Source organism: Nostoc sp. DSM 114160 (assembly GCF_053470305.1).
In genome coordinates this window covers 177,332-203,148 of sequence record NZ_JBPFGO010000003.1, presented here as the reverse complement: position 1 = coordinate 203,148, position 25,817 = coordinate 177,332, and the positions used below count along the sequence as shown (strand labels likewise).

At 42.6% G+C, this 25,817-nt stretch carries 24 protein-coding genes, 3 pseudogenes and 1 riboswitch; of the genes and pseudogenes, 11 read left to right on the top strand and 16 right to left on the bottom strand.

Going from position 1 to position 25,817, the window contains the following annotated elements:
* Nucleotides 1–138: 138 nt before the first annotated feature.
* The 6 genes and pseudogenes from NSTCB13_RS26040 (at nt 139) to NSTCB13_RS26015 (ending at nt 6,997) form a co-directional block, all read left to right on the top strand.
* The gene (locus tag NSTCB13_RS26040; RefSeq protein WP_445627417.1) at nt 139–1,242 is read left to right on the top strand and encodes a septal ring lytic transglycosylase RlpA family protein; all 1,104 of its coding nucleotides are present in this window, start codon (nt 139–141) and stop codon (nt 1,240–1,242) included.
* A 229-nt stretch (nt 1,243–1,471) separates the two neighbouring features.
* Nucleotides 1,472–3,080: pseudogene (locus NSTCB13_RS26035) on the top strand (bifunctional pantoate--beta-alanine ligase/(d)CMP kinase).
* 513 nt (nt 3,081–3,593) lie between these two features.
* Nucleotides 3,594–4,196, top strand: coding sequence for a superoxide dismutase [Fe] (locus NSTCB13_RS26030; protein WP_335002524.1), 603 nt, complete (start codon nt 3,594–3,596; stop codon nt 4,194–4,196).
* 108 nt (nt 4,197–4,304) lie between these two features.
* Nucleotides 4,305–4,511: a hypothetical protein gene (locus NSTCB13_RS26025; protein WP_322680752.1), complete on the top strand. Its 207-nt coding sequence runs from the start codon at nt 4,305–4,307 to the stop codon at nt 4,509–4,511.
* Between the two features lie 109 nt (nt 4,512–4,620).
* Complete coding sequence (locus NSTCB13_RS26020) at nt 4,621–5,718, top strand: AIR synthase related protein (RefSeq protein ID WP_448274303.1); 1,098 nt, start codon at nt 4,621–4,623, stop codon at nt 5,716–5,718.
* A 592-nt stretch (nt 5,719–6,310) separates the two neighbouring features.
* Nucleotides 6,311–6,997: a PHP domain-containing protein gene (locus NSTCB13_RS26015; protein ID WP_448274302.1), complete on the top strand. Its 687-nt coding sequence runs from the start codon at nt 6,311–6,313 to the stop codon at nt 6,995–6,997.
* A gap of 364 nt (nt 6,998–7,361) precedes the next feature.
* On the opposite strand, the pseudogene NSTCB13_RS26010 reads toward NSTCB13_RS26015, so the two are convergent.
* The 11 genes and pseudogenes from NSTCB13_RS26010 to NSTCB13_RS25960 all read right to left on the bottom strand — a co-directional run.
* Nucleotides 7,362–7,487: pseudogene (locus NSTCB13_RS26010) on the bottom strand (arsenical resistance protein ArsH); the annotation flags it as partial.
* Between the two features lie 125 nt (nt 7,488–7,612).
* A complete protein-coding gene (gene arsC / locus NSTCB13_RS26005) occupies nt 7,613–8,026 on the bottom strand; it encodes an arsenate reductase, glutathione/glutaredoxin type (protein WP_448274301.1) in 414 nt (137 codons plus the stop codon).
* Nucleotides 8,027–8,057: 31 nt separating this feature from the next.
* Nucleotides 8,058–9,122 carry an ACR3 family arsenite efflux transporter gene (gene arsB, locus NSTCB13_RS26000; RefSeq protein WP_448274300.1) on the bottom strand — a complete coding sequence of 355 codons (1,065 nt, stop codon included), beginning with the start codon at nt 9,120–9,122 and terminating at the stop codon, nt 8,058–8,060.
* Nucleotides 9,123–9,317: 195 nt separating this feature from the next.
* Nucleotides 9,318–9,644, bottom strand: coding sequence for an ArsR/SmtB family transcription factor (locus NSTCB13_RS25995; RefSeq protein ID WP_445627423.1), 327 nt, complete (start codon nt 9,642–9,644; stop codon nt 9,318–9,320).
* Nucleotides 9,645–9,725: 81 nt separating this feature from the next.
* Nucleotides 9,726–10,430 carry a precorrin-2 C(20)-methyltransferase gene (locus tag NSTCB13_RS25990; RefSeq protein ID WP_448274299.1) on the bottom strand — a complete coding sequence of 235 codons (705 nt, stop codon included), beginning with the start codon at nt 10,428–10,430 and terminating at the stop codon, nt 9,726–9,728.
* A gap of 2 nt (nt 10,431–10,432) precedes the next feature.
* The gene (locus NSTCB13_RS25985) at nt 10,433–11,059 is read right to left on the bottom strand and encodes a precorrin-8X methylmutase (protein WP_448274298.1); all 627 of its coding nucleotides are present in this window, start codon (nt 11,057–11,059) and stop codon (nt 10,433–10,435) included.
* 48 nt (nt 11,060–11,107) lie between these two features.
* A complete protein-coding gene (gene cobG, locus NSTCB13_RS25980; protein ID WP_448275021.1) occupies nt 11,108–12,703 on the bottom strand; it encodes a precorrin-3B synthase in 1,596 nt (531 codons plus the stop codon).
* A riboswitch (adenosylcobalamin-variant (AdoCbl-variant) riboswitch) is annotated at nt 12,690–12,773 on the bottom strand. (Overlaps the previous gene by 14 nt.)
* Before the next feature lie 341 nt (nt 12,774–13,114).
* Nucleotides 13,115–14,483: pseudogene (locus tag NSTCB13_RS25975) on the bottom strand (LLM class flavin-dependent oxidoreductase).
* A gap of 189 nt (nt 14,484–14,672) precedes the next feature.
* A complete protein-coding gene (ssuD, locus tag NSTCB13_RS25970) occupies nt 14,673–15,809 on the bottom strand; it encodes an FMNH2-dependent alkanesulfonate monooxygenase (protein ID WP_448274297.1) in 1,137 nt (378 codons plus the stop codon).
* Between the two features lie 17 nt (nt 15,810–15,826).
* Nucleotides 15,827–16,873, bottom strand: a complete 1,047-nt coding sequence (locus NSTCB13_RS25965) for a sulfonate ABC transporter substrate-binding protein (RefSeq protein WP_448274296.1) — start codon at nt 16,871–16,873, stop codon at nt 15,827–15,829.
* Nucleotides 16,874–17,195: 322 nt separating this feature from the next.
* Nucleotides 17,196–17,951: a dienelactone hydrolase family protein gene (locus NSTCB13_RS25960; protein WP_448274295.1), complete on the bottom strand. Its 756-nt coding sequence runs from the start codon at nt 17,949–17,951 to the stop codon at nt 17,196–17,198.
* Nucleotides 17,952–18,101: 150 nt separating this feature from the next.
* Between NSTCB13_RS25960 and NSTCB13_RS25955 the strand changes: the two genes are divergently transcribed.
* Both NSTCB13_RS25955 and NSTCB13_RS25950 read left to right on the top strand, forming a co-directional pair.
* A complete protein-coding gene (locus NSTCB13_RS25955; RefSeq protein ID WP_445627432.1) occupies nt 18,102–18,515 on the top strand; it encodes a GNAT family acetyltransferase in 414 nt (137 codons plus the stop codon).
* Nucleotides 18,516–18,618: 103 nt separating this feature from the next.
* Complete coding sequence (locus NSTCB13_RS25950) at nt 18,619–19,029, top strand: VOC family protein (RefSeq protein WP_445627433.1); 411 nt, start codon at nt 18,619–18,621, stop codon at nt 19,027–19,029.
* Between the two features lie 340 nt (nt 19,030–19,369).
* On the opposite strand, the gene NSTCB13_RS25945 is transcribed toward NSTCB13_RS25950, so the two are convergent.
* Together NSTCB13_RS25945 and NSTCB13_RS25940 are read right to left on the bottom strand one after the other, a co-directional pair.
* Nucleotides 19,370–19,855: a molybdenum cofactor biosynthesis protein MoaE gene (locus NSTCB13_RS25945; RefSeq protein ID WP_448274294.1), complete on the bottom strand. Its 486-nt coding sequence runs from the start codon at nt 19,853–19,855 to the stop codon at nt 19,370–19,372.
* A gap of 208 nt (nt 19,856–20,063) precedes the next feature.
* A complete protein-coding gene (locus tag NSTCB13_RS25940) occupies nt 20,064–20,480 on the bottom strand; it encodes a KTSC domain-containing protein (RefSeq protein ID WP_445627434.1) in 417 nt (138 codons plus the stop codon).
* 540 nt (nt 20,481–21,020) lie between these two features.
* Here NSTCB13_RS25940 and NSTCB13_RS25935 point away from each other — a divergent pair.
* Both NSTCB13_RS25935 and NSTCB13_RS25930 read left to right on the top strand, forming a co-directional pair.
* Nucleotides 21,021–21,413, top strand: a complete 393-nt coding sequence (locus tag NSTCB13_RS25935) for a hypothetical protein (protein ID WP_445627435.1) — start codon at nt 21,021–21,023, stop codon at nt 21,411–21,413.
* A gap of 241 nt (nt 21,414–21,654) precedes the next feature.
* Nucleotides 21,655–22,599, top strand: coding sequence for a tetratricopeptide repeat protein (locus NSTCB13_RS25930; RefSeq protein WP_445627436.1), 945 nt, complete (start codon nt 21,655–21,657; stop codon nt 22,597–22,599).
* 40 nt (nt 22,600–22,639) lie between these two features.
* Here NSTCB13_RS25930 and NSTCB13_RS25925 read toward each other — a convergent pair whose 3' ends face one another.
* Nucleotides 22,640–23,215: a DUF411 domain-containing protein gene (locus tag NSTCB13_RS25925; RefSeq protein ID WP_445627437.1), complete on the bottom strand. Its 576-nt coding sequence runs from the start codon at nt 23,213–23,215 to the stop codon at nt 22,640–22,642.
* A 724-nt stretch (nt 23,216–23,939) separates the two neighbouring features.
* Here NSTCB13_RS25925 and NSTCB13_RS25920 point away from each other — a divergent pair.
* A complete protein-coding gene (locus NSTCB13_RS25920) occupies nt 23,940–24,467 on the top strand; it encodes an HPP family protein (RefSeq protein WP_448274293.1) in 528 nt (175 codons plus the stop codon).
* A gap of 28 nt (nt 24,468–24,495) precedes the next feature.
* On the opposite strand, the gene NSTCB13_RS25915 is transcribed toward NSTCB13_RS25920, so the two are convergent.
* Together NSTCB13_RS25915 and NSTCB13_RS25910 are read right to left on the bottom strand one after the other, a co-directional pair.
* Complete coding sequence (locus NSTCB13_RS25915; protein WP_334841609.1) at nt 24,496–24,699, bottom strand: ChaB family protein; 204 nt, start codon at nt 24,697–24,699, stop codon at nt 24,496–24,498.
* 281 nt (nt 24,700–24,980) lie between these two features.
* Nucleotides 24,981–25,442 (bottom strand): pyridoxamine 5'-phosphate oxidase family protein, encoded by a 462-nt coding sequence (locus NSTCB13_RS25910; RefSeq protein ID WP_445627439.1) that lies wholly within the window; start codon nt 25,440–25,442, stop codon nt 24,981–24,983.
* Between the last annotated feature and the right edge of the window lie 375 nt (nt 25,443–25,817).

Genomic DNA, 25,817 nt, shown 5'->3' with positions numbered 1-25,817 from the left:
TTAGTCTGTTGCAGTTATAAAGAACAAAGTGAAAACGGAACGAGTTCGAGTTTTTCAAAAGGGAAATCACTTTCATTAGCGATAAATCCCGCAAGTTATAAAACTTTAAGTTCTACAGTCGCTTTCAAAAACGGACGCATGAATCAAAGACATTTGTGGACTATTGTTGCCCTGTTTATGGCTGTTTTGGGAGTACCCTCAGTCGGTTGCACTCAAACCACCAAAGGAAATGCGCTAGCATCCCAAAAATCACCTGCCCCTGATGTGGTTAAGGTGGGAGAGTACCAATCAACAGCAGGGAAACAAACCTTGGATGCTGTGATTACAGAAATTCATCCTCACAACATTAAAGGACGTAAGGCGGCAACCCTTTTTATCAAAAATATACCTGTTCTCACCTTTTTGAGTTCTGTATCAAATACAAATCTTGAGACTAAAAAAGTTGGTGCAATTGGCAATACTGGGGGCGTACAAGGGTACGCCCTTATTGCTAGCAATTCATCAAATGCATTGAATACTGGGAACGCAACAGATGCGAGTAACCAGATTAGCTCCACTGACGATGACCCGGTTCAGATAGCTGGTGTAGTAGCAGCTAAGATCAACCAGTTGAATCGAGAAAACGTGGACGGGAGTAAAATTACCGTCAGTTGGAAAGCAGGGGAAAAATCTACTGCCAATCAAGCGCAAAACAAAAGCGTCCCTGCCCAGCAAAATGGCGATCGCTATGTAATTAAAATTAATGACGAAGAGTTGGTCGAAATCAGCGAAGGTACGCGATTAGCAGGTACTACCAACGATCTAGCGCAAGATGCATTGCAAGCAACCAATCGCTTGCGGAGACTACTAGGCAATGCATCTCCCCTAAAAGAGATTGCAAATTTACCAGTTCGTCAACAAATATCAATATCAAAACTGCCTCAACAGGTTGCCGTTGGAGTAGTGCGAGCCACCCTGAGAGGCATGGCTTCTTATTACGGCTATGACGGTTCTGGTAATCGCACTGCTAGCGGTCAGAGATTTAATCCCGAAGCAATGACTGCCGCTCATCGTAGTTTACCCTTTGGTACGCAAGTTCGTGTAACTAACACTCGCAACGGTCGTTCCGTAGTGCTGCGGATTAACGATCGAGGCCCATACATTCGGGGTCGAGTCATTGACGTGTCTGCCGGCGCGGCTCGAATTTTGGGAATGATGGGCAGTGGCGTAGCGCCAGTGCATATTGAGGTATTGGGGAAATAATCTAGGGACTGGGGACTGGGGATTAGGGGCTGGGAACTAGGAAAAAGTATTTTCAATCCCCAATACCCAATACCCAATCCCCAATCCCCATTACCCCTTATCCCCAGAGGGGGCCCCCGCCTTCCCCAATCCCAGTTCCGTATCACTTAATTCCCCTAGTTCAATCAATTCCCTCTATTTCGGATATAAACTAACGGGGGAGGGATCGATAAGAACTAGGGGTATTTTTGTGCGCCTGCTGACAACAGTCGCAGCTTTACGCTGCTATTTAACTAAACGCTGCTCAGAAAACAAGCTAATTGCAGTTACTGAGGATCTGAGACTAGATGAGATGACTGGCTGGTATCAGACGGCAGTCGGTCTGGTGCCAACGATGGGAAATTTGCATCAAGGTCATTTAAGCTTGATCCAACGGGCGCGGCACGAAAATTCTACGGTGATTGTGAGTATTTTCGTTAATCCCCTGCAATTTGCTCCTAATGAGGATTATCAACGCTATCCCCGCACTTTAGAGCAAGACCAACAACTTTGCGAACAAGCTGGGGTAGATGCCATTTTTGCACCGACTCCGGAAGCAATGGCTGTTCCCCAGAAGAGTATACAAGAATCAAAGGTTACACAAGTTATCCCCCCATCTGCTATGGTCGCAGGTTTGTGTGGTCGTTCTCGGCAAGGTCACTTTCAGGGTGTCGCTACGATTGTTACCAAACTTTTCAATTTGGTACAGCCTGACCCGTGCCTACTTTGGTGAAAAGGATGGTCAGCAACTAGCAATTATTAAACGCTTAGTGGCTGACTTAAATTTGCCAGTAGAAATTGTTGCTTGTCCAACAGTACGGGAAGCGTCGGGTCTGGCCTTCAGTTCTCGCAATCAATATTTGACGGCAACGGCAAAAGAGCAAGCAGCGGTATTATATCGGGGTTTGCGACAAGCTCAAGCTGCATTTATTGCAGGCGATCGCAATAGTAACAAGTTGATAGCAGTGGTACAGCAAGAAGTGGCAATGGTCAGCACGGCCTGTGTGGAATATATTGAATTGGTTGAACCGACTACGTTGATGTCTTTAGAAAAAGTTGAGGAGGAAGGAATGTTGGCGATCGCAGCTCGTTTTGGTGCTACACGTTTGATTGACAATATTATATTGCGCGATCGTCAACCCATTATCGCCATTGATGGTCCAGCCGGGGCTGGAAAATCCACAGTGGCGCGGCAAGTGGCAGCAAACCTGAATTTAGTGTATTTAGATACAGGAGCGATGTACCGTGCTGTCACTTGGTTAGTACTGCAAAAGGGTATTGCTATTGACGATGAGTGTGCGATCGCCGAATTAGCTAATCAGTGTAAAATTGAACTGATTCCCACCCAGGATTTACATTCGTCCGTGCAGGTTTGGATTGATGGTGCTGATGTTACCCAGGCAATTCGCACGATTGAGGTAACATCAAAAGTATCGGCGATCGCAGCACAAAGCGCTGTCCGTCAAGCACTGGTTAAACAACAGCAAAGCTGGGGTAAAAGAGGTGGTTTAGTTGCTGAAGGTCGGGATATCGGTACTCACGTATTTCCCGATGCCGAAGTTAAAATCTTCTTAACCGCTTCTGTAAGCGAACGCGCCCGTCGCCGCCAACAAGACTTTAACACCCAAGGTCAACCTGAAGTGAGTTTAGAGCAGTTGGAACACGACATCGCCGAACGTGACTGGAAAGATAGTACACGCAAGGTTTCTCCTTTGCAGAAAGCAGCAGATGCGATCGAACTTCAAACTGATGGTTTGGACGTGTCTGAAGTCACGGCACAAATCGTTAACTATTACCAACAGCGTTTATCTCAGTATTAATTGCTGCTATTTGCTGTTAGTTTTTTAGTGTTCAAAGGATGGTGAGTGATTATTCACTTACCATCCTTAAAACTGTATTTAAAAATAAATATAGATAAGTTAACTATCGGTTATTTTAATTTGAAAATTAACACTATAGTAAGTGTAAATATTTATTAAATAAATTTAAACTTCTTTAATTACTAAATCATCTCGCTTTCGACTGATTTTTCAAATCGTAATTAATCTTACTAAAGATAGAAGTATTAAAGTTTTAATTGCTAAATGCTATTTAGTTATTAGCCTTTAGTTATAAAATATTAGTCATTTTTATTTATAATCAGGAATTGCTAGCGATTTGACTTATCAACCAAGTACTTTGTTTCTGTCTTCACTTTGGTAGTAGAATGACGATGTTAAGTTTTATGTTTCACTAATCAAAGGCATAAAACCCCTAAAAATAAAAGCTATTAATTTCCCAAACTTCTGCAATAGCTTACAAACTAGAAACCGGTAAAGAGAGGATTTGACACAATGGCATTTGTACAGCCCCCACTACCCTTTGAAAAAGATGCTCTAGAGCCTTTTGGCATGAAAGCTGAAACTTTTGAGTATCACTATGGCAAGCATCACAAAGCTTATGTAGACAACCTCAACAAGCTCACTGAAGGTACAGAACTTGCTGATAAGTCCCTAGAAGAAGTAATCAAAATTTCTTTCCAAGACTCCTCTAAGGTGGGAATCTTCAACAACGCTGCCCAAGTTTGGAACCACACCTTCTTCTGGAATTCTTTGAAACCACAAGGTGGTGGTACACCCACAGGTGAACTCGCAGCCAAAATCGATAAAGATTTTGGTAGCTTTGACAAATTCAAGGAAGAGTTCTCTAACGCGGCTGCAACTCAATTCGGCAGCGGGTGGTCTTGGCTGATCGATGATGGTGGTACGCTAAAGGTGATCAAAACACCAAATGCAGAAAATCCCCTAGCTCATGGTAAGAAGGCACTCTTAACCTTGGATGTTTGGGAACACGCCTACTACATTGACTATAAAAACGCCCGTCCAGCTTTCATCAAGAATTTTCTAGATAACTTGGTCAACTGGGACTTTGCTGCTGAAAACTTGGCTAAAGCTTAATTACTTGCCTAAAGAAAGGCAGAGGGCAGGAGGCGGGAGGCAGGAGGAAAGAATTTATTCTGAATTCTGACTCCTGACTCCTGAATTCTGTTAGATAAATCAAAATATATGGATAGCAAAGAACTAGCGCAATACATCGAAGCAACGAATAGCATCTCTAAACCTTGGGTATTGATACAACTGCGTCTCAAAAAATTGCAAGAACGTCGAGCCACTCTGACAAACGATGTTTATACCAAAGAATTAGAAGATATTTACCAAGACTTGATGAAATTAGGTGAATGGTGGCGCGGTATTGAAGATGAGGTATTTTAAAGTGAGGAGTTATGAGTTATGAGTTTTCCTAACTTTTAACTCCTAACTCTTAACTTAAAACACAACCTGATGGCTCAAGCTCTCGATCAAGTCGATTACGATACTCTCGATGCTGCAAAACGACGCTTCATCGATGCTGCAAAACGCACACTTGGCTTTGCAAGCTCTTATGGCATCGTCCCCGCGTCAGGGTCTAGGAGCAAGTGCTAATGCTTTCAGCTTCAATCTCGCTCCGTTTCTAGAGGCGGGGGCTAGAGAACTTTCGATGACACTTGTGCCGGAAGGACTAGGCACCGCAGACGATACCCGCCCTGACGATCTTTCCGAAGAAGAACTTCGACGATTCTGGTGGAATATTGGAATCAAGATTATCTCGTGTCTGACGAATGATGCCGCAACTTCAGGTATGCAGACTATACTTCTCGGTCTTTATCTGCCTTCGAGTACTCCTGAAACAATTTTTACTCCCGCTTTCCTTGATGGGTTTCTTGATGGCGTAGTTGAGGGCTGCAAACGAGTCGGGTGTGTGTATCTCTCAGGGGAAACTCCTCAACTAAAAACCAAGATGATTCCAGGGCGGCTCGATATCGCCGGCTCGGTTTTTGGGGTTATGCCCGCTGGTGTTGCTCCCATTAATAGCTCGCGTCTGGATGCCGGAAATACTATTGTTCTCGTGGAAAGTTCAGGCCCCCATGAGAACGGTTTTACCCCACTGCGAAAGCTTGCCGAGTCGCTTCCTGATGGCTACAGAACAAAACTTCCGAGTGGGCAGGAGTTCTGGGAAGCGATGAATGCTGCTTCCTATCTCTACACGCCCCTTGTACAGGCAGTGCTTGGCGAAGGAATTCGTCCCACAGCGATGGAGAATATCACTGGTCATGGCTGGCAAAAGCTGATGCGGTCGGTGAAGCCGCTTCGGTACGTTATCAAAACAATGCTCCCAGTACCAGAGATATTTACATTTGTTGAGAGTCATCTTGAGGGCGGGGCCGAGATGATGCTTTCGGTGTTCAATTACGGTGCAGGATTCGCATTCTATACAGAGTCTGAACAGGATGCAGAAAGAATTGTCCTGCTTGCAAGAGAACATCAACTTTCGGCTGCGATCGCTGGAAGAGTTGAAGCGTCTCTTTCCCGCGAGGTAGTGATAGAACCTCTTGGAGTCACCTTGAAGGGAGATTCTTTTGGAATTGCGCGAGGGGTATGATACAACCCAAATGTAGGCATAGCCCGTCGTAGACATCTTAGTTTTCTCGAAGCTATTTTAGACTCACTTATGCGATGCCTGCGGTGGTCACTGACTTGTACTGAGTTTCGACTGCGCTCAACTACCGCGCAGCCGAAGTAGCTTTGTCGTACCCCTCCTCTTAAGCAAGCTACGCGCAGCGTCTCGTAGAGAAGTGCTGGCTACACCTACGCTAAAATCATTATTGGTTAGAAAAAAGCTGTAATTACTGATAAAAGTAATATTTTTTACACACTAAATCAATTTGCATTTTCGGCTTATTTGAGATAATTACTCTACTAAACCTTTATTTTTTAAGCCATTTAACACAGATGTTATAGGCGCATTGATGAATTTTGAATGTAATATTTAGTACTGCTTAAGAATAAAGTAGTTTGTATTACCCATGACTACTGAGATTAAGATTTGCTAACGTAGTCTTAACATATTGAAAAATTTGCTGAGAAAGCTGAGAAAGTAGCAGCCGATACTAATTTTTAGTGTTGGTTCTTTCTCATCCAGAGATGTGGCATTTTGGTGTGTTAACGATAGATATTTTTCTTCAGAGGGGGTTATGGTTGTAAATTTGGCCCGTACTACAACTTCGGCAGAGCTTTTAAAGCAAGTATTCCGTAACATTGATGCATATAGTTGTCCAAAGTTATTCAACTTTCATATGCACACTGTCTACTCAGATGGTAAGTTGCAGCCGAGTGCATTGATGGAGCAGGCGATCGCTATTGGGTTAAAAGGGTTAGCTATCACCGATCATCATGGTATTATCGGCTATCAAGCGGCCCTTGCTTGGTTAGAAGATTGGAAGTGGAATAATCCTCATGTAACCACTCCTCACCTGTGGAGTGGCGTGGAAATCAATGCCAGCCTTTTGAATATAGAAGTTCACATTTTGGCTTACGCTTTTGCCATAGAACACCCTAGTATGAAACCCTATCTGCAAAGAAGGCCGACTACAGGGCAAGAATATCAGGCAAGTAACGTGATTGCCGCTATTCATGAAGCTGGGGGATTGGCAGTTCTGGCTCATCCAGCTCGTTACAAGCGATCGCATTTTGACTTAATTCCAGCTGCGGCCCAAAAGGGCATCGATGGTGTGGAAACTTTCTACGCCTACAATAACCCTAACCCTTGGAAACCCAGCGTATTGGAATCAGAACAAGTGCAAAAGTTGGCTGATGAATACTTTCTTTTCAATACCTGTGGTACTGATAGCCACGGTTTGAGTCTGCTACAACGCTTGTAAAGATGAATCAATTTTTTTGAATCTCCTGGTTCAATCTGCCAGGAGATTATCTTTTTTTAGATGCTCAATAGTCAATTTGTTTTAAAGTTAACGTGAGTTCGATGAACCTCTCCCGGACAACTTCCCTCTCCCACGGGGGTCAAGGGAGGAGCAACGAAAAATTAGGGTTTTGGCTCTGCTCTCTGTGTCCAAGAGGGGTTGGGGGAGAGGTCAAAAAAGGGCTTGTCGAACTCACGTTAAAGTTAATTTCAAGAGACGCAATAGCAAAGTAAATTTGTAAAGTTATTCTCAGAAACAAGGCAGGAAGCAGAAGGGAAGAGGATTTGACTTGTTTCTTTGGTCCATAACGGAAGCGATCGCCTCCGTAAACAGCTTCTATCACATCGACAACGCGATCGCAGGAAAGCGAATCCTTCATAGTCCCGTCTTCATTAAACTCCTGATATGCTTTAGCCACTGACGATTGATTGGGGATCGCGAACATCCGCACTACAAATAATAGACCTCTTGGCATTTGTGCTTTTTGCACTCTTGGGGAAAAGGGTAAAGGTTAAAGGGAAAAGGGACTTTTGCAGAACCTTTTTCTTTTCCCGACTTATGCAAGAAGTCTAATATTTATCGAGCAGTTGTAAATTCTTTATTTACAGACTCAATTAATTGAGTGACCCGTTCTTTGATTTCATCGCGGACTCTCGGAAAAATTTCTGGTTGTTCTGCTGGATCGTCTAACTGCCAGTCTTCAAATACTTCCCGCACAACCCATTCAGGCGGCAAATTCACACCACAGCCACACAAAGAAATTACTACATCAAAGTCTTTCGCTTGGAAATCACTTAGGGGTTTAGAGTGTTGATCGGTAATGTCGATACCGATTTCTTTCATAGTTGCAATCGCTTCTGGTCTGACCTGACTTGCTTCTAACCCAGAGCTAATCACTGCAATCTTTCCCTTACCAAGAGTTTTAGCAAAACCTTCCGCCATTTGGGAACGGGCAGAATTCTTTTTGCAGACAAACATCACACGTTTCATGGTTCAACTCCTTTGAATAATTTGGCTAAATTTAAAAGCTTCTCGATTCAGATGGCAAAAAATAACGTTTTTCAAACCAGAAAGCCACATTAACCAGACCAATCAATACAGGCACTTCCACCAGAGGCCCGACGACGGCGGCAAAAGCAACACCCGAATTAATGCCAAATACTGCGATCGCAGTGGCGATCGCTAATTCAAAATTATTTCCTGCCGATGTAAAGGCGACACTTGCGGCTCTAGAATAGTCTGTTTTAACGCGCCTAGCCATGTAAAAGCTGACCAAAAACATGATGATGAAGTAGACGATCAACGGAATTGCAATCTTCACTACATCAAAGGGGATTTGAACAATCAAATTCCCTTTCAAGCTGAACATAACCACGATTGTAAATAATAAAGCAATCAGTGCGATGGGGCTGATTTTAGGCACAAATTCCTCGTGATACCACTGCTTACTTTTCACCTTTACTAAGAAGTAACGAGTGAAAAATCCAGCTAAAAACGGAATACCAAGATAGATAAACACACTTTGGGCAATCTCAGCAATACTGACATGAACAACACTACCTTGTAAGCCAAATAGTGGCGGCAGTACAGTAATGAAAAACCAGGCATAAGGACTATAAAAGATGACTTGAAAGATGCTGTTAAAGGCAACCAATCCAGCCGTGTACTCTGTATTAGCTCGTGCCAAGTCACTCCATACAACTACCATTGCAATACACCGGGCTAATCCAATCAAAATCAATCCCGTCATGTATTCTGGATAACTGTGTAAGAAGATAGCTGCCAGAGCAAACATCAAAATTGGCCCAACGATCCAATTCTGAATTAGTGAAACACCAAGAATTTTTCCGTTGCGAAATACATCGCCTAATTCTTCATACCGCACCTTGGCTAAGGGCGGATACATCATCAGAATTAACCCGATGGCGATCGGTATATTGGTTGCTTCCACCTGGAACTGATTGATAAAGGCTTCTACTCCAGGAAAGAAATAGCCTAGACCAACGCCGATCGCCATTGCTAAAAAAATCCACAAGGTTAGAAAGCGGTCAATAAAGGAGAGGCGTTTTGAAGTTTTTTTGTTCATTACAATTAACCCCATACATGAATGCAGGAGCTTTCAGCAGGAATTTCAGATTATTCAATCCAACATCCAAAATTGAAAATCTAAAATTCGTGAGTTATATCAAGAGTATATCTCCATCATTTCAAAAAAAATTGATTTATCAATGCCTATAAAACTAAAATTAAACAAAATATGACAAAAAAAATTGATGAATATTTAAGGTTCGCAGGGGGGACGAATAGGTAATATGGGGCTAAAACGGCGGAATTCTGCTAAATATAGCTCTAAGGCAGCAAACTGCGGTAGATTGAGGCTGTAGTAAATCCAGCGCCCTTCTTGACGAGCGCGAACTAAACCCGCTTCTTTCAGGGTTTTGAGGTGAAAAGACAGTTTAGATTGAGTGGTTCCCAGGTGGTCGCATAGGTCACAGACGCATAGTTCTTGAGAGCGCAGCAGTTCTAATACCTGAATCCGTAGAGGGTCAGACAGGGCATGAAAGCCAGCAGCGATCGTATCAGGAGTGAAGGTGCTATTAAAAGCCATCAACTTTTCTTGAAGTATTTCTTTATGGTAAAGTCTCAATCATCGGTTAAATAATACCTTAACTAAAAAGAAAAGGTCAGTCTATAGTCGATTCTTGGTGGGAATCACAATCATTGAGAAATAGGGTACCTCGGCTGGATCGACTTCATCTAGGGGGATGATGCGTTGCTGTGATGTTGATGCCCGCTCAATATATCTTGCCCGTGATGCTAGGCCTAATTTATGCAAGATATCTCGTACTTTGGTAAAGTGACGACCTAGTTTCATAATTGCGGCGGCGTCGGTCATCAGCAGATGTGTAGTCAGTTCTTCTGCTGGCAACGGGGCGGGTAAGACTGTGAGAATATCAGTATAGTATGTGAAAGGTACACCCAAGGCTACCGGACAAGCCATCAGCGAGGAAACTCCGGGGACAACTTCTGTTTCGTACTGGTCGCATAACCGCGTGAACACGTACATGAACGAACCATAGAAAAATGGATCGCCCTCGCATAATACTACAACATCTCGACCTGCTGCTAAATGGTCAGCGATTGGTTGAATTTCCTGGTCATAAATAGACTGGGCCTTTTCTGGTTCCAAAGCGCGGGGGAGGTGAAATAGTACTTCGATTTGATTGCCAGGAAGATACTGCGCCACGATCGCTCTAGCAATACTTTCTTTATCTGTGGCTGATTGATAGGCTACCACAGGAGCCGCACGTAATAGCCGCAGTGCTTTGATGGTCAATAGTTCGGGATCGCCTGGACCGATACCAATTCCATAAAGACGACCTTTGGGTTGCATATTCATTCTTCCTCCGTTGCCAGGGCGTTAACTGCTGCTGCCGCGATCGCACTTCCACCGCGCCGACCGTGTAAGGTTAAAAATGGTACATTTCTGCTATCTGCTGCCAGTGCGGCTTTTGATTCTGCTGCACCGACAAACCCCACTGGAAAGCCTAAGATAATTGCAGGTTTGGGCGCTCCTTCATCGAGCATTTCTAACAATCGGAACAGGGCTGTGGGCGCATTTCCAATTGCGATTACCGAGCCTTTTAGGTGCGATCGCCATAATTCAAGAGCTGCCGCCGACCTGGTAGTACCCATACGCTGGGCAAGTTCTGGTACTTCTGGCTCGTTGAGGGTACAGATAACTTGATTGTTTGCAGACAACCGCCGTCTGGTAACGCCATCGGCAACCATGCGGCAATCGCACAGTATTGGCGCTCCATTTGCCAGTGCTGCTCTTGCGGATTGTACTGCTGTTGGTGAATATCCCAAGTCAGTGACAATATCCGTCATCCCACAGGCATGAATTAGACGTACAGCAACTTTTGCTACATCGGGTGGCAACACATCTAAGTTCGCTTCTGACCGGATGATTGCAAAAGAATTACGGTAAATTTCGTTGGCATCTCGGATATAGTCGGGCATTCAATTTGGGATTTTAAATTTGGGATTAATATATAAAAATCAAAAGGCTTAGATTGCCGACTTCTCTAAAAAGTTGGGAATCTTTTTGTTCGCAATTGATTGAGGGATTATATTAAATAATTGCTGTAATTGTTCCAGTGCAAATCGATTAGCAAATTCTCCAAAGGACTCATTAGAATTTAAGCGTTGAATTTTATATACATATAGCATCCGCCCTATTAATGCAGGTAGTTCGGCAAAAGTTACATATTGATATAGTTCGCGTCCGAATTTCTGATTGCTGTCACCAACATAAACGTGATAGCCTTCCACAGTTCTATTTTCAGCCTCAATGGTGACGCCGAGGAGAGTAATATCACTTTTGCTGTGCTGGGCACAAGATTTTTCGCAGCCAGTGAAGTGGATATTAACTGGGTAATCGAGAGTAACGCGAGTTTTAAGATACTCTGCCAATGCCAACGCATGACTTTTAGTGTCAGTGGCAGAAGCAGCGCAACCTTTTTTTCCCGAACAGGCAACTAATCCACCCTTGATGTTGTTTGCAGAGGAATCTAATTCTAATAAAGCAATTTCACTTTGGACATCAGCAACCCATTGCTGAGGAATATCTGTAAGGAGCAAATTTTGCCAAGGGGTTAGCCTAAGAGTTCCACTACCGTATTTTGCCGCTAAATCTGCTAAACCCCGCATCTGTCTACTTTCCAATCGACCAAGGGGCAAGACGACACCAATGTAAAATAAGCCTTGCTGACGTTGGGGATGAATGCCAATATGCTGATATTTCTCCCCCTTCCCTTGTAGGGAAGGGGGTTGGGGGGTTAGGTCTTTTCTGATTTCAGTGTACAAAAGAGAAAAAGGTAAACGCTGCTCAACTTCTTGGAGATAATTTTCACAACCCAAAGTATTCAATAACTCTCTCAAACGTGGCCGGCGCTTACTCGTAGTATGACTATAAGCTAGATAGACATCTGCCAAAGCTGCTAAGACGGGCAAACATTTTTCTGGTGGTAGTAAAATTCCTGTATCGCTGGGGGGTTGACCCTTCTCACCAACACTGAGAGAGAGCCGAAAATAAACATTATCGTTAAGTAAGACAGCTGCAAAGGCGATATCATTCAAGCGATCGCCCACCTGAATTATCCCACCACCATCAAAGCAAACGCTAAATTTGGCCGACAGTCTCGAAAGCGCCGGATGTGCAGCAATATAATCATCCCAACCTTGAACAAAAGGGCGAGTATCGATTAATTCCTGGGGGTCGATACCAGCAGTTGGACTGGTCATAATATTGCGGATTTGGTCTACAACAGTATTGTCAGAACCCAATCCCATATTTTGGAGGTATTTCAGAACCTCAGCATTTATCCCCGTGCGGATTTCACGGACTTGCAGGTTAGCTCGATTAGTCACATCTAGATAGCCGCCACCGTACTGTTCTGCTATATCTGCGATCGCACGGCACTGCTGACTAGTAATAATTCCACCTGGTATTCTAACGCGAGATAATATCCCATCTGCGGCAGGAGTAGCATAAAACAAGCCGGGACAAGTGGCAAATCCAGAAACCAATTTTAGAACTCCTTCCCCGTGCAACGCAGGGAGTAGACGGTGAGTGTGTCTTGAGGACATCCTGAGAGTTGGCATTCTGACTTGGGTCATCCCATCACAGCTGCGGCACAGTCCCGGAATTTCACCGGAGTTTCCCAACTCTCAGCTTTAGTAATTTAGACTTTGTTGAGGTTATAGATATCAACCAGACATCATCCAGATAATCATTTTACATTACTATGGCGATAAATTTTAACTGAGCTTATCCACTACCGATCGCAAGATATAGTTCTTGAAGCTAATCTATAAATTGAATTTAGTCATGGCTCAGGCAGGAATGCTTGCAATACGGTTCGGTTAAAGGGGAAAGGGGAAAGGGGAATAAAAAACCTTTAACCGCAAACCCATTTCCCTTTTCCCCAAAGCTAATTCTGAGTTCAAAATGCTTATCCTAACTGTATTGGGAATGCTTGAGCCTTTTTGCTGAAAAACTTGCTTTAGAAAAAGTTAGGCGATCGCCGCTTCACGAGTAGCAACTTTGCTAAACTGATTTACTGGACGAGGTAAACCAAGATTTTCGCGCAGGGTTCGTGCTTCATACTCTGTACGGAACAGACCGCGACGTTGCAATTCAGGAATTACCAAGTCTACAAACTCATCCAATCCTCCCGGCAACCAGGGCGGCATAATATTAAAGCCATCTGCCCCGCCATTGACAAACCAATCTTCTAGCTGATCGGCAATTTGTTCTGGTGTGCCTAGAATCTGACGATGCCCACGCGCTCCAGCTATCGACAAATACAGTTGTCGAATCGTGAAATTTTCTCTCTTAGCTAGGTCAATCAGAAGTTGCTGACGGCTTTTACCCCCGTTAGTCTCTGGTAGCTCTGGCAACGGCCCGTCCAATGGATAGCCGGATAGGTCAAATCCACCGATCATTGAGCCAAGCAAATTTAAGCCGACCACCGGATCGATCAACTCCTGAATTCGATCGAATTTGTCCTTAGCTTCTTGCTCAGTTTTGCCGATAACTGGGAATACACCTGGCATAATCTTAAGATGCTCAGGTGAGCGCCCGTATTCAGCCAGTCTCCCCTTCACATCTTGATAAAAAGCCTGAGCTTCTGCCAAGGGTCTGCTGGGCAGTGAAAATTACCTCCGCCGTTTGTGCAGCCAGATTCTTACCATCCTCGGAAGACCCAGCTTGAATAATCACCGGATAACCCTGGATAGGACGCGCCACATTTAGGGGACCGCGTACTGAAAAATGTTCGCCTTTGTGGTTGGGAACGTGCAGTTTATTTGGATCGAAGTAAATACCCGATTCCTTATCATGTAAGAAGGCGTCGTCCTCCCAACTATCCCAGAGTTTCGTGACTACATCCACAAACTCTTTCGCACGCTGATAACGTAGGGTATGTTCCATGTGCTTTTCCCGATTGAAGTTCAGCGCTTCAGCTTCAGTAGCAGAAGTTACAAGATTCCAACCTGCACGGCCACCGCTAAGATAATCTAATGATGCAAACTTGCGGGCGAGGTGATAAGGCTCGTTGTATGTAGTCGATACTGTCGCTGTCAAACCAATGTTTTCCGTTACTACAGATAAAGCCGACAACAGGGTGAGAGGTTCAAAGTGGACGAGTTTGCCATTTCGGCTCAAAAGGTCGGCGCTTTGATTGCGGTCGCGCACAGCCACACCGTCGGCAAAGAAAATCATGTCAAATTTGCCGCGTTCTGCCGTCTGTGCCAGCTTTTTATAATGCTGAAAGTTCAAACCAGCATTAGCTTGCGCTTCGGGGTGTCGCCATGATGCTACGTGATGACCAGTACTGGGCAAGAATGCGCCTAGTCTAAGTTGAGGTTTTTTCGTACTCATGCTTTTTTCTGTAAAATCGTTGTGTTTTTAAACGCATAGGCACGCAAAGTTAAGCCAGTGCGTTGCGCGGGTTCCCCGCGTTGTAGCAACTGGCGTAGCGCAGAGGAATGCAGAGTTTTGCCGAATTTATGCAATGTTGTACTAAGGTGTTATGAGTTAAATCACGTTAGTTTTTGGATTTTGAATTGCTTACACTGGCTGGGGTTTGAGTAAATCTGTTTTGGTAACAAATTCACTGAATGTACTTGCAACCTGCTGCGGTAATGCGATGCCTGGTGTTTGCACTGGTAAGCGAGGAAACAGTAATTCTGCGACTCGATAGGCTTCTTCGAGATGGGGATAACCTGAGAAAACGAAGGTATCAATTCCTAAATCGGCATATTCCAGCATCCGCGCTGCAACTGTGTCTGGATCTCCGACTAAGGCAGTCCCAGCGCCGCCACGTACTAAGCCAACACCTGCCCATAAGTTGGGGCTAATTTCTAGGTTTTGGCGTTCGCCTTTATGCAGTTGAGCCATCCGGCGTTGTCCTTCTGATTCCGATTCAGAAAACCGCTGATGTGCAGCTGCTATGGTTTCATCATCGACATACTGAATCAGTTCATTAGCTGCATCCCAAGCTTTTTGCGTAGTTTCGCGGACTATGACGTGCATCCGAATCCCAAAACGTACCGTTCTACCTTGTTCTGCTGCTAATCGGCGTACTTTTGCAATCTTTTCGGCAACTCGATCTGGTGGTTCACCCCAAGTTAAATACACATCAATGTGTTTGGCAGCAACTTGGAGCGCCGCATCTGAAGAACCGCCAAAATACAAGGTGGGATAAGGCTTTTGTACGGGAGGAAATTGGAGTTTTGCGCCTTGAACTTTGAGATGGCGACCACTATAGGTTACTTCTTCACCTTGCATGAGCGATCGCCAAATTGTCAAAAACTCATCTGTCAGTTCATAACGCTGGTCACGATCTAAGAAAATCCCATCTTTTGCAAGTTCTTTGGTGTCGCCACCAGTGACAACATTCAGAATAATTCGACCATTAGAAATCTGGTCAAAAGTCGCAGCCATTCTCACTGCTAAAGAAGGCGACATAATTGCCGGACGAAAGGCTACAAGAAACCGTAAGCGTTCTGTAACTGAAATTAATGAAGTAGCGACAATCCAAGTATCTTGTTTTTGTCCGGTACCAATCAACATCCCGCCATAGCCCAATTTATCAACAGCTTGGGCGATTTGCTGCATATAGGGGTAAGTGGCTGCTCGTCTGCCAATTGTAGTACCTAAATAACGTTCATCTCCCTGGGTCGGCAAATACCAAAAAACTTCCATTTTCTTATCTCCTGGCGCTATTTCTGGCTAATGGTTTCCGGTGTTATCGCTGCATATTGTTCGCTAGTCAGCATCGCTTCCTTAATATTGATGGGTTTAGGAATCACTTTTTCTTTGGCAAATAAATCTGCAATTTTCTGTTGTTTTTCCATAATTTCAGGCGTAATTGGTCTTATACCGTAAGTTCGCCTTTCAACCATTGTTGTTAAAATATCTTCATCAATTTTGAGGTGAGGAATAGTCAGTTTTACAACTTGCGATCGGTTTTTTTCAGCCCATTGACCTGTGTTATCTATCTCCTCAAGAACTAATCGCACTAATTTCGGGTTTTCTGTGGCAAATTTTCGCGCTGCCATGTAATATCCGCCCTGAGTAGAAATGCCACTAGCATCTCTCAAAACACGAGCATTTGCTTTTTTTTGGGCCACGGCTAAATAAGGGTCCCAAGTTACCCAGGCATCAATTTTGCCTTGAATAAAAGCATCACGGGCTTCTGAAGGAGGGAGGCTAATAGCTTGAATATCACTATATTTCAAACCAGCCTCTTCCAAAGCTTTTATTAATAAGTAATGGGAAGCAGAACCCTTTTGAAAAACTACTTTTTTACCTTTGAGATCGGCTAAACTCCGAATCGGTGAATTCTTTTGAACGATAATTCCGCTTCCTTTACCAGTACTGGGTTTATTACTAGCAATATAAACTAAAGATGTGCCAGCCGCTTGGGCAAATATCGGGGGAGTCTCGCCTACAGAGCCAATATCAACCCTGCCTACATTCATTGCTTCCATCAGTTGTGGCCCGGCGGCAAATTGCGCCCATTCCACAGAAATACCTAAAGGCTTTAGACGTTTTTCAATCGATCCTTTAAGTCTGAAAATATCCCCAGAACTTTGATATCCCATTCGGACAACTTTGGTTTTCAAACTAGTGGTTTGATTTGCTGAATTTGGGTTTTGGACTGAGCAACTAATTAAGGTTGTTGAGATTGTTAATAATCCAGGTAAAAGGAATAATGAAAAACGTTGAAAAATCTTAACTTGTGGCTGTTTGAAAACGGGAATCATGGACGTGATACTTTGTTTTTTAATTTGCTTTTGGACTTATTTGGCTATGCCTATGTTCGGTTGTAGAGGCGCACATCTCATAGGTGTCAACTTAAGCTAAAAGCTTTGTCAAATCTCGTTTCTAGCCTCTGGGCTGGAAATGCTCTTCAATTGCGGCTCTGCCGCCAGCAAGGGAGGCGGAGCGTCTAGGACAGCATTCCCAGTCTCAGACTGGGAACGAGACAATATCTAAAAGCTTTTTTTCGGCTGGCTTTCACGTTAAGTTAACACCTATGCGCACATCTGTACGCCTCTAGTGTTGTATTGCTCGTAACCTCAAGATTTAAACTTTTTGAAGCTGAAGGTTCTTTTGGAACAGTTCTTGAACATTTTTCCAAGCATCGGCAGCAGCTTCGGCATTGTAGCTGGCGCGATGATTGCAGAAAAAGCCATGTCCTGCACCGGGATAACGGAAGATAGCATGAGTAATCTGATTTTTCTTCAATTCAGCCTCAATCTGTTCTGTATGTTCTAAGGGGATTCCCTGGTCATCAAGACCAAAGAAGGCGTAAATGGGGCCTTTAATCTCTGGAGTGCGGGTGATGGTTGGTTCTCCACCGCCGGGAGTTGAGTTGGGAATCCCGCCACCATAGAAGGAAGCTGTAACTTTAATATCTGGTAAGGTGGCAGCTAGATAAACAACATGACCACCAAAGCAAAAACCAATAGAGCCGATCGCATCTCCTTGCACATTTGGTAAAGTTCTTAGATAGGCGATCGCAGCTTTAATATCACTCAATATTTCCTCGGCTGTTGTCTGCTCTTTATACCCTCTCCCTTGTTGGACATCTTCAGGAGTGTATCCCCCCTCAAAACCGGGAGCGGTGCGTTGAAATAAAGTCGGTGCGATCGCCACATACCCCTCTTTGGCAAATTTCTCAGCAACTTCTCGAATGTGAATATTAACCCCAAAAATTTCCTGAATCACGATAACGGCTGGGAAGGTTCTTTTTTGTGCTGGTTCAGCCAAGTAAGCATCAATTTGCAAATCTCCGTTAGGAACTTTAACTTGAGCAGTGCGAATTTCTGTGTTTGTCATCTTAGGATTAGCCTGTAATTGCTTTCAGGACGCGATGTTTTATGGTAATTTTTGTACAATACTACTTAAAATATATCGATTTGCCGTAGTTTTAAGAGTAGTATTTCACAAACAATGTGCAAAGGCAAGTCCTTTGATTTAGAGATGTAGATGAATATAAGACCATACCAAGAATCTGATGCTGAATTAGTCAGTGCTTTGTGGGATGAGGTGTTTCCTAATAACCCGTCGCACAGCAGCCCAAAATTGGTAATCAGTCAGAAGCTTGCTGTACAGCCAGAGTTGTTTTTCGTTACTGAGATTAACTCTGTGATTGTAGGGACTATCATGGCAGGATATGACGGGCATCGCGGTTGGCTATATACAGTTGCAGTCAGTCCTCAGTATCAACGGCAGGGTATTGGTAGCAAGCTAGTGCAGCACGCAGAGAAGGTATTAATAGCGATGGGATGCCTCAAAATCAATCTCCAAGTTCGTGTCTCCAACGCAGAAGTAGTTGAGTTTTATAGAAAACTTGGCTATCTCATTGAAGAACGCATCAGTATGGGAAAGCTTGTCGTATAGATGTTTGGTGAGTTTGAACAGAAAAACTTTAAAAATACGCCAGGATTACAGCAAAAGGTGATTGTAGGCATACCAAATTTAACCCAAATTAGGAGAAAAATTTATGAAGCTTAATGCAGTTCATCATATTCAAGTAACCTATCCTCTGGAAGTGGAGGATGCAATGCTGTTTTTTTATAGTAAAGTTTTAGGATTGACTGAAATTGCCAGACCTGATGTCATCAAAAATGATTCAGGAGCGTGGTACAAATTGGGAGATATTGAACTGCACGTTAGTAGAGAGAAAAACGCCAATAACCAAGCATCAAGACGGCATTTTTGTTTCCAAGTCGATAACTTGAACGCCTTTGAAGAACACCTAAAAGAGTATGGGATAGAAATTATTCCCGATCGACGACCACTTCCAGGATGCGTGCGGTTTTTCCTCCGAGATCCCGGTGGGAATCGTATAGAGATTGCAGAGTTCGTTAAGAGTACTTTTGCACAGCGACAAACAATCGATTTGATAGCCTGAAATTCTTACTGTGAAAACAATCGACACCATTTAACGTTCGCGCAGCGTCTCGTAGAGAAGTTACGATGGTTTTCAAGGTTCTGGCGAGTGGTGTCGATGAGTTCAACAAATTTGGAAAAAAAATATAGCATCTTATACCAATTCTGTATGAAGATGCGCTAAACCATATTAGGAGTGAAGTATAAGAAAAAAAACGAACCGCATTGCGCAGCGTCTCGTTAGAAAAGGGCGCAAAGTACACAAAGAAAAAAAATTTGGCGCAGCCTCGCAAAGAAATGGTACTATCTGACTTGTCAAAATTTTGTCAATCTAAATTCTGATTTCTGAATTCTTTTTCAAATCAACAATTTTCTCCTGATGTTTCACACGCACCAATACTCACCCAGGTGCTAGAACCATCTTGCCAATGTTCTTTCTTCCATATAGGGGCATTGTGTTTGAGCGTATCAATAGCATATTGGCAAGCTTCAAACGCCTCACTCCGATGAGGAGAACCCACAGCTACTAAAACGCTGATTTCCCCAACTTGCAAACGTCCAACACGATGATAAATCGCGACTCGATTCACATCAGACATAGATAAGCGAATATCAGCAGCAATTTGATAAAATATCCGCAACGCCATCGGTTCATAAGCTTGATACTCTAGAGCAATCACAGGTTTACCATCGGTTTGATTGCGAACCATACCACTCATCACAACCACAGCACCACTGGCTGGATCGTCGGATTTGGCGTAGATTTCTTCCAGAGACAATGGTGCAAAGGTAATGGCAAAACTATCTTCGGCTCTTGGTTTAACAGCAGAGGTAAGTGTAGTTGTCATAACTGCGTTGATATTATATGGGTTTTTTCTATTGTCTCTGAAGAAAAGACTTCTTGGCATTTGTTGGGAAAAGGGGAAAGTGGGGTCCCAAGAAGGGGAAAAGGGGAAAGGGGAAGGGGAAGGGGAAAAGGTTCTGCAAAAGTCCCTTTCCCCTTTAACCTTTACCCTTTTCCCCAAGAGTGCAAAAGTGCTTTTTGCAAGAGGTCTATTAATCTGCACCATCTAGACGATCGCAGTCATATCTACCTTTAATTTCTTGATTGAAAAAGCTGCCAATTGAATCCGAGGAATGTAAATCTTCCCAAGTATCCTCGTCTACGCCTAAGTACTGATAAACCGCTCCACTTTGAAACTCAACTTGCAAAATCTGTTCGTTGCGATCGTAGCCTACAGCCATAGCCATTGATGAGACAACTGGTAGCATGACAATAGGTTCTTCTTCAAAAGGTAATGCAGTCGTTTCGGCAATCGCTTCGTTTAGTTCTTGCAATCCTTCATAAGCTTGTATCGGTGCCGGAATTTCCAAAAACTCTAGTTCGTTGCCTCGGTCGAGCAACAACTGCAAATATCCATCAGAATGAGCGATCGCTACTAAACTGCTCAAGTCTACCTTAGATAGCTTCATTTATTTTGTACTCTCCTATTAGCGTAGTCGGGAGTGGTAAAGTTTTATGCAATATCAAGCGCTTTTATAGTACATTTATACTAAACAAGCGCTTAAGTGTCAAGTTTTTCCTTCTAAGAAAGAATTTTAGGTATGTAGAGACGCTTTAGCAAAGCGGCACGCAGTGTTTTTCTCTGACATCCGGGTAAATACCCATGATATCAAGTCCGGTTAATTACTTATGATTACCGCATCTGTGCAAAATTCCGAAAAGCCTCTTTTCACTCGCTCTCTGGTCTAAAAGGATGTTTGAAAAGTCTGTAGTAGTGTATGCTCGTGAATTCTGAATTCTGCTGTAAGTACTTGACAATTTCAACCAATCTTTGTTGTATCTAGACTCAACTGAGTTTCCATTGCTGTTTGTATCACTCAATGAGCTCACCCTTTTGGGTGAGTCATATATCAACCGATCAGATGACCTGACTGAAGGAAGTTGAGATTAATAATAAAGAGGACTCTATTACTAAGGAACACCGATCGCATTTTACCTAAATATAACTTATGAAACTTGCTACCTTAATAAATTCTGCACTGATTTTTGCTTCTATCACTCTTGTACCTGGAATTGCTGGCGCTCAAACAGCTACTACGAACAACAATGAAACAATAGCTGTTAACTCTAATAATTTATCCACGAACTCGACTTCTGCGAATTACCTCCAGCCTTTGAATCTAGTTCATTTTGCTTATCAAGGAGGTCTGCAACAACACGGTATTCCTAGTGGAGAAGCGCTAGTACTTAAAACTTTGAATAGAAATATTCTTGCGAAAGATTTGGTTAAAGCTGCTGTGAATGCAAATAAATTACCATCACAAGTTTTAAACGATCAAAATTATTTAAGTGCTGTTAATTCAGAACTCAACGTATTGCCAGATTATGCTGCTGCTGATTAATTTGGTTTTTCTCATATCTTTTGAGAAAGCTAAGTTTTTCAGTATGGTATATTTGTATGCTTGTTACTAAGGATAGATAAAAGCTTTTTATACATAGCGATCGCTGTGTATGAAAACTATATAAGAAAGCTTGATATTCAAGAATAATTTCTAAATTTTGACATAAGTTGCACTTATCCTGTGCTAAAGCCACAGAAAATTGTATAATCGTCAGCTTATGGAGCAAAAATTTCTATAGAGAATGACAGAAGTAATAAGATCCGGGGGACTAAATAATATTGAGTCCATTGAGTATGAAGAGCGGTGTTTAGAAAAAGCCAGAGAAACAGGCGATCGCAATCGGGAAGTGATTTCTTTGGCAAGTTTGGGCAATGCTTACCAGTCGCTAGGCGAGTACCACCTAGCAATTGAGTTTTATCAACAATGGTTAGATATAGCGAAAGAAATAGGCGATCGCTTAGAAGAAGCCAAATCTTTATCTGGGTTGGGTAACGCTTACCAATCACTGGGCAAATACCAGCGAGCGATTGAATATTATCACCAGTGGTTGAGTATTACCAGGAAAATAGGCGATCGCACTGGGGAAGGTCTTTGCTTGGCAAGCTTGGGTAATACTTATGAATACCTGGGTAAGTACGAGCAAGCGATAGAGCTTTACCAACAATGGTTGAGTATAACGAAGAAAACAGGCGATTGGACAGGGGAATGCATCTGCCTGGGAAGTTTGGGCAACATTTATGAATCGTTGGGATCTTACCAACTCGCAATTGAATTTTACCAACAATGGTTAGGGCTGGCGAAATTCATCAGCGATCGCAATGCTGAAGGCATGGCCTTGAGTGGATTGGGCAGTGCTTATAAGGCTTTAGGAAAGTACCAAAGGGCGTTGGAGTTTTATCAGCATTCATTAGAGATTAGAAGCGATCTTAATGACCCAAACGGAGAAGCAAATGCCTGGTTTAATTTGGGTTTGGTGTTAGAAAAAATCAATCGAGAATCAGAAGCGATGGATGCCTTTTGCAATGCTCGTGAAATTTATCGTGCAATGGGACTCGATGCCAGCCTGCAAGATTGTAACCATGCCATTGAGTTTCTTTCTCAAAATATTGCAAGCGCATCATCTACTTTCTGGTTGAGGAGATGGTTAAGTCATTTGTCGCAGTCGATCAAAACTGGTTCTAAATAAAGAGTGCTGAGTTTTGAGTTAAAAGATTCTTTCTATTGACTCAGAACTCACCAGGATACTTATTGAATACTGCAACTGAGTTCTTGCGATCGAAAGAAAGCACAGAAAACGGGTCTTTTCGATTCCCCATTTCCATCCCAGGAGTGCCTACAGGCATTTGCGGAACAGATAAACCAACAACATTTGGCTTTTCTTGAAGCAGACGTTTGATGTCGTCTGCTGGGACGTGTCCTTCAATAACATATCCATTAACAATTGCCGTGTGGCAAGATGACAAGTCATCCGGCACGTTGTACTTTTGTTTGACTGTTTCGATGTCAGGCTCAGAAAAATCTGTGATTTTAAAACCCTGTGTCTTTAAGTGCTCAATCCACCCGCCACAACAGTTACAATCGGGACTGCGATATACAGTGGCATTTAGCACTGTTGATTTTGATTGTGTCTGTTGCTCCTGGATGTGACTACTGCTGAAAACAGCTTGAGCATGACTTATAGGAGCAGTGCTTCCCAAAATGCTCAACACCCCTAATGTTAGAACCACTATTTGCACAATGGCAGGCATCAAAATGGGAAGTAACCATTTTTGCCAGCAATAAATCAATTGTTTGTGTGACATCTGATACTTCCTAAATATATATTGCTATTGTATCTATCCCGCCTCGGAATAAATTCCGAGTCTCATAACGAAAGTCCTCTTTTAGAGGACTAAACAAGAAATTTAGTTTAGTCCTCTAAAAGAGGACTTTCGCTTATCAGCCCGGAACTTTAGTTCTGGGCGGGATATTTGCTCAATGTGGGACTTTCACGTGACATACTCACGCTTACCTGATTACAGGTAAGCGTGAGTATGTCACTATGGAACGAATCCAGGCAATCTATAAGTAAATATTATAGCTATGATAGTTTTTTTTCTATGTAATATATGCTTTATTGAAAAATTTCTAAGATCCTTTAATGGTAGAATGTTATAAAATCATGACATTAGGCAATATTTTATTAGACTTGTTAATTTAGCGTTAGTAGGTCTATGTAAATGTTGCTCTTAATGTCTTGAATAAATAATCTAGTCGATGCCTTATCTACAATTTGGAAAGGTACTACTGTGTGCATTGTTATCTTTAAGTATATCAACCGAAAGATACTATTTTTGCTAACAAACTTGAGATAGATGTGTTTGTTTATTTCGGTATTGATAACTAGCTACAGTATAATGTCACAACTCATATTTTCTAAGTTGATGCTTATTTATTATTGTGGAGTTTATGAAAGGAAATTGCCCAAAAAAACGAACTAATTCTACTTATTTAAGATTATTCCATTACAAAAATCTTCACTTGAAATTGAATAATTACTGGTTTAAGGTAAGTGGAACCTGGCGCTCGTGTCCTCTAACATATCCTATAGAGAAACCTCATCACAAACATATTTTTTGGAGTTGGCTTGGTAGTTTCTTAGCAATCGCAGCAACGGCTTACCTGTCTGTGAAAACACATTCTCCTCTGCTTATGGCTCCGTTTGGTGCTACCAGTGTATTGATATTTGGTGTACCAGACAGTCCTTTGGCTCAACCCCGTAATGTGATTGGTGGTAATCTCGTAGCTGCCTTAGTCAGCCTAATTATTTTACATCTTTTTGGTTCGTCACCTTGGACAATGGGAATGGCAGTAGCAACAGCCATTGGGATGATGCAGCTGACTAGAACTGTACACCCACCTTCAGGAGCAGTTGCCTTAGTCGTGATGATGACAAAAGCTCCTTGGCAATTTCTATTAACACCTGCTTTACAAGGTTCTATTATTTTGGTGCTTTGTGCTGTGGTTTTTAATAATCTGGCACAAGAGAGGACTTATCCCAAGCACTGGCTGTAAGAAAACCTTAATCGAACCGTATTGAATTCTATTCTGGTTTTTTGTGCCAATGCCCATCATCGCCTTTTTCGTAATCGCGCTTTACCGCACTCCAAGCGACTCGAAAGGCACGTTCTTCTCCACCATATTGTTCTTGAGCGCTGTTAAATGCAGCTCGGAAAATTTCTTGGGCGTGTTTGGGTAAGTTTTCTTTGACTGAATCTGGTAAGTCTGCAATTTGTTTGTAAGGCATAACTTTTATTTCTCCAGTTTCATGTTTGTGCTTTGCTTTAGGGTGGAAAACCATGTTTGATTCTGCCTTCATCAGCAGCATATGGCTGACAGCGATACCTGCGGTGAGCTACGCTAACGCACACCACTTGCATTAGTTAAAAGCCAGCCACGGGCGATCGCTGAATTTCAATGCAGTGCTTTCAGTTACTCAATACCGCTAACAACTGCCGCAATTTCGGACAATAATTACACGTTTTAAATAATTCCTCATTGAATTCTTAACTACGAATTATTAATTACTTAAAGGCGTGATGTTGTCAAAAAACTAATTGTTTGTGGCTTGAAACTCGATACACTATCCCAATAATTAACCTGGTTAATATTTACCTTCAGCAAAGCAATACCAGGTTCATCTAGTCCCTTAGGAAACCAGGTTTGAAGTTCCGGCTTCCATAGCTGTCGCATTTTGTTGCGCTCTTTCACAAGTTGTGCTGTACCTGAGATAGAAACGTATCGCTGCTGTTCGGGTGAAGAGAAACTAATATTGACTTGCTCGTGATGTTCTATTTCAGTCACCTTATGGGAATCAGAATAAGTAAAGAACCAGAGTATGCTATCAGAGTTAATCTCACCACTCTTTGACATCGGGTAACTATGCAAGCTGCCATCATCATCGACTGTAGTAAACATCCCATAATCAATATCTTTGATGAGTTCACGCAGTTTTTGAATCTGTTGCTCGCGGTCAGTAGAAGTTGCCATTGTTTGTACTTTTTTCTCTATTTATCTATTTGTTTGTTGTCTAGGTTGCAATTTTTGATTACAACCATATTTAATTTTGATAATGTTATTTTTTAGTATTACCCTTTTTAGTTTAAATTGCGTGAGCCTAAAGGTGGAATTATAATAAAAGTAGCTTTTTTAGTTATATCTATAGAGATATTTGTTGAGAATGACTATTCTGTGCATACACAACTTTTAGGTATAGTCAGGTTAATTTTGCGCTTATTTCTTTAGACATAAATTTAATAAATTTTCTACTAAATTCAAAGTGCTTCTGTAACTTTGGCTGATAAAGTCATAATTTAGCAGACATATAGGAATCCGGTTTAATTCGGAGAATTTACTTGCGTGGGT

Coding starts and splice junctions, on each gene's coding strand:
- NSTCB13_RS26040 (WP_445627417.1), top strand. CDS start 139: ATGAATCAAAGACATTTGTGGACTATTGTTGCCCTGTTTATGGCTGTT.
- NSTCB13_RS26030 (WP_335002524.1), top strand. CDS start 3,594: ATGGCATTTGTACAGCCCCCACTACCCTTTGAAAAAGATGCTCTAGAG.
- NSTCB13_RS26025 (WP_322680752.1), top strand. CDS start 4,305: ATGGATAGCAAAGAACTAGCGCAATACATCGAAGCAACGAATAGCATC.
- NSTCB13_RS26020 (WP_448274303.1), top strand. CDS start 4,621: ATGCTGCAAAACGACGCTTCATCGATGCTGCAAAACGCACACTTGGCT.
- NSTCB13_RS26015 (WP_448274302.1), top strand. CDS start 6,311: ATGGTTGTAAATTTGGCCCGTACTACAACTTCGGCAGAGCTTTTAAAG.
- arsC (WP_448274301.1), bottom strand. CDS start 8,026: ATGAAACGTGTGATGTTTGTCTGCAAAAAGAATTCTGCCCGTTCCCAA.
- arsB (WP_448274300.1), bottom strand. CDS start 9,122: ATGAACAAAAAAACTTCAAAACGCCTCTCCTTTATTGACCGCTTTCTA.
- NSTCB13_RS25995 (WP_445627423.1), bottom strand. CDS start 9,644: ATGGCTTTTAATAGCACCTTCACTCCTGATACGATCGCTGCTGGCTTT.
- NSTCB13_RS25990 (WP_448274299.1), bottom strand. CDS start 10,430: ATGCAACCCAAAGGTCGTCTTTATGGAATTGGTATCGGTCCAGGCGAT.
- NSTCB13_RS25985 (WP_448274298.1), bottom strand. CDS start 11,059: ATGCCCGACTATATCCGAGATGCCAACGAAATTTACCGTAATTCTTTT.
- cobG (WP_448275021.1), bottom strand. CDS start 12,703: ATGCCAACTCTCAGGATGTCCTCAAGACACACTCACCGTCTACTCCCT.
- ssuD (WP_448274297.1), bottom strand. CDS start 15,809: ATGGAAGTTTTTTGGTATTTGCCGACCCAGGGAGATGAACGTTATTTA.
- NSTCB13_RS25965 (WP_448274296.1), bottom strand. CDS start 16,873: ATGATTCCCGTTTTCAAACAGCCACAAGTTAAGATTTTTCAACGTTTT.
- NSTCB13_RS25960 (WP_448274295.1), bottom strand. CDS start 17,951: ATGACAAACACAGAAATTCGCACTGCTCAAGTTAAAGTTCCTAACGGA.
- NSTCB13_RS25955 (WP_445627432.1), top strand. CDS start 18,102: ATGAATATAAGACCATACCAAGAATCTGATGCTGAATTAGTCAGTGCT.
- NSTCB13_RS25950 (WP_445627433.1), top strand. CDS start 18,619: ATGAAGCTTAATGCAGTTCATCATATTCAAGTAACCTATCCTCTGGAA.
- NSTCB13_RS25945 (WP_448274294.1), bottom strand. CDS start 19,855: ATGACAACTACACTTACCTCTGCTGTTAAACCAAGAGCCGAAGATAGT.
- NSTCB13_RS25940 (WP_445627434.1), bottom strand. CDS start 20,480: ATGAAGCTATCTAAGGTAGACTTGAGCAGTTTAGTAGCGATCGCTCAT.
- NSTCB13_RS25935 (WP_445627435.1), top strand. CDS start 21,021: ATGAAACTTGCTACCTTAATAAATTCTGCACTGATTTTTGCTTCTATC.
- NSTCB13_RS25930 (WP_445627436.1), top strand. CDS start 21,655: ATGACAGAAGTAATAAGATCCGGGGGACTAAATAATATTGAGTCCATT.
- NSTCB13_RS25925 (WP_445627437.1), bottom strand. CDS start 23,215: ATGTCACACAAACAATTGATTTATTGCTGGCAAAAATGGTTACTTCCC.
- NSTCB13_RS25915 (WP_334841609.1), bottom strand. CDS start 24,699: ATGCCTTACAAACAAATTGCAGACTTACCAGATTCAGTCAAAGAAAAC.
- NSTCB13_RS25910 (WP_445627439.1), bottom strand. CDS start 25,442: ATGGCAACTTCTACTGACCGCGAGCAACAGATTCAAAAACTGCGTGAA.